A 6658-nucleotide genomic window follows, 5' to 3' on the forward strand; every position below is an offset into this window, starting at 1 on the left:
GCAGAAACCAACGGGAGCGCAGATGCTTATCACGAAACAGCGGTTGGGGTTTGCTTTGGTTGCAGTCGCGGTAGTGTCGACCGGCCTGGCGTTTGCTGTGTACCAGAACGTTCGCGGGCCGGCGCCCTTGACACTCGGTGATGGGATAAATGGACCCGTGGGCATGGTCTGGCTGCCTGCGGGTGAGTTTTTGATGGGCAGCGATCATAAGCAAGCGCGACCTAATGAGGGACCGGCTCACAAGGTTCGACTCGATGGCTACTGGATCGACCGCTACGACGTCACCAATGCTGATTTCAGCCGTTTCGTCGCTGAAACGCATTACGTCACCACCGCCGAACGCAAACCCGAATGGGACGATCTGAAGGTACAGCTACCGCCAGGTACTCCAAAACCGGACGACAGTGTCCTGGTACCTGGGGCGTTGGTTTTCGTCGGCACGGACAGACCAGTCCCTCTGAATGACTTCAGTCAGTGGTGGGCGTTTGTCCCGAGGGCCGACTGGCGCCACCCGTTGGGCCCCGACAGTACGATCGAGGGCAAGGAAACCCATCCAGTTGTTCAGGTTTCACGCGAGGACGCACAGGCGTACGCAGAATGGGCGCATAAGCGGCTGCTGACCGAAGCTGAATGGGAATACGCCGCCAGAGGCGGACTGGAACAAGCGACCTATGCGTGGGGCATTGATTTCTCGCCCGGTGGAGAAAAGATGGCCAACACCTGGGATGAGGTGCAACCGTTTCCCGTGACCGGGGCCATTGAAAAATTCAAGATCGGCACCAAACCAGTAGGCAGTTACAGACCTAACGCCTACGGGCTCTACGACATGTCGGGCAACGTTTGGCAGTGGGTCGCCGATTGGTACCGTGCCGATGCGTTTAGCGTCGGCCATCAGCCGGCGGGTGCGGTGGCAGTGAACCCGATGGGGCCATCCGACAGCTACGACCCGGAACTCGGTGTAACGGCCAACGCCCCCCAACGAGTGATCCGAGGTGGTTCGTTTCTTTGCAGCGACAGCTACTGTACGAGCTTTCGAACCAGTGCCCGGCAGGGTGCCGACCCTATGAACTCCATGTCCCATCTCGGCTTTCGCTTAGCGATGAGCCGTGATCAGTGGGAAAAAGCACCGTTGAAAAAATAAATAGGCGGGTGCCATTCTCGCCGCCCCCATGGCGCAGCAACGCGGCTTCATGGTGAAGAGCACCTTACTTTTTTGCAGGCAAAAAAAACCCGTAACTCACTGAGTTACGGGTTTTTTAATAGTGGAGGCCGAGGTCGGAATCGAACCGGCGTAGGTGGATTTGCAATCCACTGCATAACCATTTTGCTACTCGGCCTCAAAACATTTGGTGTCGTGTAGCGCAACATCAAATGTGTACAAACTTGGAGCGGGAAACGAGACTCGAACTCGCGACCCCGACCTTGGCAAGGTCGTGCTCTACCAACTGAGCTATTCCCGCGTCTTGGTGTGGCGCATTCTATAGAATCCAGAAGCCCCGTCAACCCCTTGATTCAAAAAAGTTTTATTTCTTTTCAACCTCGGTCTTCAGATGCGGCCAGGCAGCCCGCAGGTACTGGACCATCGACCACAAAGTCAGGCCAGCCGATATCAGCAGCAGAGCGTACCCCACCAACACCCAGAAGGTGAAATCCGATGGGTTGGCCAACAGGATGACCAGTGCAAGCATTTGCGCGGCAGTTTTCCATTTGCCCAGGTTCGACACCGCTACGTGAGCACGGGCGCCGAGCTCGGCCATCCACTCGCGCAATGCAGACACGACAATTTCGCGCCCGATGATCACGGCGGCTGGCAGCGTGAGCCACAGGTTGCCATGTTCCTGCACCAGCAGCACCAGCGCGACGGCAACCATCAGCTTGTCGGCCACCGGATCGAGAAACGCCCCGAACGGAGTGCTCTGTTCCAGGCGGCGGGCCAGATACCCGTCCAGCCAGTCCGTCGCGGCGGCAAATGCGAAGACCGACGCGGAGGCCATATAGCTCCACTGGTAAGGCAGGTAGAACAGCAAAATAAAGATCGGGATGAGCAGGACGCGTAAAACGGTAATCAGATTAGGGATATTCATCGGCACAACTGGCTACGAGGTGAGGTGGCATTCTACTCGCTGTGTAGATTTGCATAAATCAACTCTGCGAGCTTTTTACTGATTCCGGGAGCTTTGGCGATCTCTTCGATGCTGGCACGAGACAGCTCCTGCAATCCACCAAAATGTTTCAACAAATCACGTCGACGGGTCGGCCCGACTCCGGCTACGCCTTCCAGCGTAGAGGTGCGACGGGTTTTACCACGCCGCGCACGGTGACCGGTAATGGCAAATCGGTGGGCTTCGTCCCGGATCTGCTGGATCAGGTGCAAGGCCGGTGAATCGCCGCGCAGGGTGAATTCATGGGCAGCATCGTTGAGGTACAGGGTTTCAAACCCGGCCTTGCGGGTTGCACCCTTGGCCACGCCCAACAGGATAAGGTCGGGCACCGCCAGCTCATTGAGCACGTCGCGGGCCATGGAGAGCTGACCCTTGCCCCCGTCCACCAGCAGAATGTCCGGCAACTTGCCCTCCCCCTCCTTCAGTTTGCTGAAGCGCCGGGTCAGGGCCTGGTGCATGGCGGCGTAGTCATCGCCTGCGGTAACTCCTTCGATGTTGTACCGTCGGTAGTCGGCCTTGATCGGTCCTTCGGGGCCGAACACCACGCAGGAGGCCACGGTGGCTTCGCCGCTGGAGTGACTGATGTCGTAGCACTCCAGGCGCTGCGGCGGCTCGTCGAGGTTCAACACTTCTGCCAGGGCTTCGAAACGTGCCGCAACATGTTGCCGGTTGGCCAGGCGCGCACCCAGGGCCTGTTCGGCATTGGTTACCGCCAATTGCTGCCAGCGTGCCCGGGTGCCACGCACCCGATGACTGATGGACAACTCCCGACCGCGCAGCTCTTCAATCGCCGCGATCAACGTCGGGAAGTCTTCATGCACCACGTTGACGATCAACTCGCTGGGCAAGTCGCGCTCGGGGCTGCTGATGAAGTAGTGACCGAGAAAAGCCGCCATGACCTCTGAAACGTCTTCGTCAATACCCACCTGCGGAAAGAAATTCTTGCTGCCAAGGACCCGGCCTCCGCGCACGCTGATCAGGTGCACGCAGGCACCGCCCGGGTTAACAAACGCGGCGATGACATCGACGTCGCCGGTCCCGCCTTCCATGCTCTGCTGATCCTGGACCCGGCGCAGCAGGGAGATCTGGTCGCGCAACTCGGCCGCCCGTTCGAACTCGAGATTGATCGCGGCTTCTTCCATGCCCGCAGACAATTCATCGGTCAGGGCGTTGCTGCGACCTTCGAGGAACATCACAGAGTGGCGGACGTCCTCGGCATATACCTCAGGCTCAACCAGACCTACGCAGGGCGCCTTGCAGCGCTTGATCTGGTACTGCAGGCACGGGCGCGTGCGGTTCTTGTAGTAGCTGTCTTCACACTGGCGAACAAAAAAAGTCTTCTGCAGCAGGCTCAGGCTTTCGCGAATGGCCCCCGCACTGGGATAGGGGCCGAAATACTTGCCCTTGGCCTTTTTGGCGCCACGATGAATGCTGAGCCTTGGGAACTGACCATCCGAAAGAAACACATACGGATAGGACTTATCGTCGCGCATCAGGATGTTGTAGGGCGGCCGCCATTCCTTGATCAACGTCTGCTCGAGCAACAATGCCTCGGTTTCGTTGGCCGTGATGGTCGTCTCGACCTGGGCGATACGCGCTACCAGCGCGGCCGTCTTGGGCGCGAGGCCGGACTTGCGAAAGTAGCTGGAGAGCCGACTCTTGAGGTTCTTGGCCTTGCCGACGTAGAGCAGGCGCGCATCGCTGTCGAACATGCGATACACACCAGGGCGCCCACTTACCGTGGACAGAAATGCGCTGGGATCGAAAGTTTCAGTCATTTCAGAGGCTGGCATCGACCATGCCGTGACGCACCGCCAACAACGTCAACTCGACGTCGCTGCTGATCGAAAGCTTTTCGAAAATGCGGTATCGGTAGGTGTTGACGGTTTTCGGTGACAAGCACAATTTATCGGAGATGATCTGCACCTTCTGGCAACCGACGATCATCAGCGCAATCTGGATCTCCCGCTCGGACAATGCGTCGAACGGTGAGTCGCTGGTGGGCTGGAATGACTTGATTGCCAGTTGCTGGGCGATTTGCGGGCTGATATAGCGCTGCCCGGCAAATACCAGGCGGATGGCCTGGACCATTTCCGGCAACCCGGCGCCCTTGGTCAGGTAACCCGCCGCCCCGGCCTGCAATAACCGGGTAGGGAACGGATCTTCTTCGCACACGGTCACCGCGACCACCTTGATATCGGGATGGCTGCGCAACAGCTTGCGGGTGGCTTCAAGTCCGCCGATGCCGGGCATCTTCACATCCATCAGAACCACGTCGGGTTTCAACTCGCGCGCCTTGAGCAGGGACTCTTCCCCTGACTCGGCCTGACCGACCACTTGCAGGCCATCGATGTCAGCCAGCATTCGTGTAATGCCTGTACGAACGAGATCATGGTCATCGACTACTAGCACCCTAATCAAGCAGACACCTCACGCAATGGTCTTTGTGGTTGCCGGACACCTTAGCAAAAAGCGCCTGCCAGACCTAGCGCCAAGCGCCATATTAAAAGTATCAATACGTTCTGTAAGGCTTGTTGCCTGCGCGTTCCAGGGAATTGTGCGGACAATGGCAATTTCTGATTGAATCCGTGCACCAGCCTCTAGTAAGCTCGATCCATCCATCGGAGACAGACCATGTTCAACACCCATCCACAGCTTCGTACCGCCAGCGCCCCGCGCTCGGTTGCGGCTGCGCGGGTGAATGGCGCCTGTGCTCCGGTCAGCTTTTATTTTGGGTATTGGTTTAGCCACTGGCGCGCCTGATACCCACACGGCGCCCACTGCAAACGGGTCGCCACCAGAGTTTTCTCAACCCCCGGTCGGCCTCCCGACCGGGGGTTTTGTTTTTTTCGGCTCCACACATTTTCAGCTTCACACCAGACACCTTGAGGATTATCCAATGAACTACGCCACTTATTACCGTTACGACACTTTTACCACCTGGCGATTTACCAGCCTCCGCTCGGGACAGCCTGCCGCCTCCGATCGGTCACCCACAGGTGGCAAGCACACACACGCAGCCAATCCGGCTAATTGTCGAACACCCCAGTAGGGCCGAGCGCGCGGGAACGCACCCGCCACTCGCCCAGGAAGCCTGAATATGAACTCGTCCGTCTCCGCTCTGCCGCTGTCCACCCTGAGCCCTGCCAACGAAGCGCTGACCCTGCGTCTGCCCAGCTCGTTGCAACTCAAGCAGCAATTGCCCCTCAGTAACGCCCTGATCCAGCAAGTCGCCACGCATCGCAACGCAGTCCGCGCGATCCTCAACGGTGAAGACTCCCGCCTGCTGATGATTGTCGGTCCCTGCTCGATTCATGACCCGCAGTCCGCCCTCGAATACGCCGCCAACCTTGCACGCCTGGCCGCTGAAGTCAGCGACGAAATGCTGCTGGTGATGCGCGCCTACGTCGAAAAACCGCGTACGACTGTTGGCTGGAAGGGTCTGGCGTACGATCCCCAGCTGGATGGCAGCGATGACATGGCTGGCGGCCTCACGCTGTCGCGGGAATTGATGCGCGAAATGCTGCGGCTCGGTTTGCCGATCGCCACCGAACTACTGCAACCGATGGCGGCAGGCTACTTCGATGACCTGCTGAGCTGGGTGGCCATAGGCGCGCGCACCACCGAATCGCAGATCCACCGGGAAATGGCCAGCGGCCTGGGCATGCCGGTCGGCTTCAAAAACGGCACCGATGGCGGCGTCGCCGTCGCCAGCGACGCGATGCGCTCGGCCGCACACCCGCACCGCCATTTCGGCGTCGACAGCCAGGGCCACCCGGCGATCATCCAGACCCCGGGCAACCCCGACACCCACCTGGTGTTGCGTGGCGGCCATCGCGGCCCGAACTTCGATCGCGCCAGCGTAGCCCAGGTAAACAGCGACTTGACCCGCCTGAAAATTCCGCCGCGAATCATGGTCGACTGCAGCCACGCCAACAGTGGCAAGGATCCGCTGCGGCAACCGGCGGTATTCAATGAGGTGCTTGAGCAACGCCTGCAGGGTGATCGCTCGCTGATTGGGATGATGATCGAAAGCCATTTGTTTGAAGGCTGCCAACCGTTGGGAGGGGCTTTGCAGTATGGCGTGTCGGTGACCGACGGTTGCCTGGGCTGGAGTGCTACGGAGCGGCTGTTGCGTGAGGCTGCACTGCGGATCAGGCGTTAACGTTGCTTGCATGAGAACGCTGGGTGGCGTTTTGACGATGGCGTATTCGGGCTGCACACGCAAACAAGCGCAGCGCGCCGGCTTGACGCCTTGGTCGGCCCGAAGGCCGCCACGGCACGGTTGTTGATCGCGGACGCCCCATTAACCACGCTGGCCGAACGCAGGTATTGCGCAGCGGGGAAACCGGCAAGGATGCCGGTTTAGCCGCGCTGGGCCAGGGACGGCCCATCGCGGCGACCCGCTGCGCAATGCCTGCGTTCGGGCACACCGAGCCTAGGCGAGGTGCCAAGTGGAGGGGCAAAAAGCGTTTGGTTACTTGGCGCTTTTCCAA

The 6658-nt window shown here is 59.5% G+C and carries 5 protein-coding genes and 2 tRNA genes; 2 read left to right on the top strand and 5 right to left on the bottom strand.

Annotated elements, in window-relative coordinates:
* The first annotated feature begins 22 nt into the window (after positions 1 to 22).
* Positions 23 to 1141 carry a formylglycine-generating enzyme family protein gene (locus ORL50_RS18075; protein ID WP_266016961.1) on the top strand — a complete coding sequence of 373 codons (1119 nt, stop codon included), beginning with the start codon at positions 23 to 25 and terminating at the stop codon, positions 1139 to 1141.
* A gap of 122 nt (positions 1142 to 1263) precedes the next feature.
* Here ORL50_RS18075 and ORL50_RS18080 read toward each other — a convergent pair.
* The 5 genes from ORL50_RS18080 to gacA all read right to left on the bottom strand — a co-directional run bounded on the left by ORL50_RS18080 (position 1264) and on the right by gacA (position 4583).
* Positions 1264 to 1337, bottom strand: a tRNA-Cys gene (locus ORL50_RS18080).
* 47 nt (positions 1338 to 1384) lie between these two features.
* Positions 1385 to 1460, bottom strand: a tRNA-Gly gene (locus tag ORL50_RS18085).
* Between the two features lie 63 nt (positions 1461 to 1523).
* A complete protein-coding gene (gene pgsA, locus ORL50_RS18090) occupies positions 1524 to 2084 on the bottom strand; it encodes a CDP-diacylglycerol--glycerol-3-phosphate 3-phosphatidyltransferase (RefSeq protein WP_045058294.1) in 561 nt (186 codons plus the stop codon).
* Between the two features lie 32 nt (positions 2085 to 2116).
* Entirely contained in the window at positions 2117 to 3940 is a 1824-nt protein-coding gene (gene uvrC / locus ORL50_RS18095) for an excinuclease ABC subunit UvrC (RefSeq protein ID WP_266016976.1), read from the bottom strand.
* Between the two features lies 1 nt (position 3941).
* Positions 3942 to 4583 (bottom strand): response regulator transcription factor GacA, encoded by a 642-nt coding sequence (gene gacA, locus ORL50_RS18100; protein WP_082069126.1) that lies wholly within the window; start codon positions 4581 to 4583, stop codon positions 3942 to 3944.
* A gap of 679 nt (positions 4584 to 5262) precedes the next feature.
* Between gacA and ORL50_RS18105 the strand changes: the two genes are divergently transcribed.
* A complete protein-coding gene (locus tag ORL50_RS18105) occupies positions 5263 to 6327 on the top strand; it encodes a 3-deoxy-7-phosphoheptulonate synthase (protein WP_266016966.1) in 1065 nt (354 codons plus the stop codon).
* The last annotated feature ends 331 nt before the right edge of the window (positions 6328 to 6658 follow it).

This window comes from Pseudomonas sp. RIT-562, from assembly GCF_026241895.1.
Classification (GTDB): Bacteria; Pseudomonadota; Gammaproteobacteria; order Pseudomonadales; family Pseudomonadaceae; genus Aquipseudomonas; species Aquipseudomonas mandelii_F.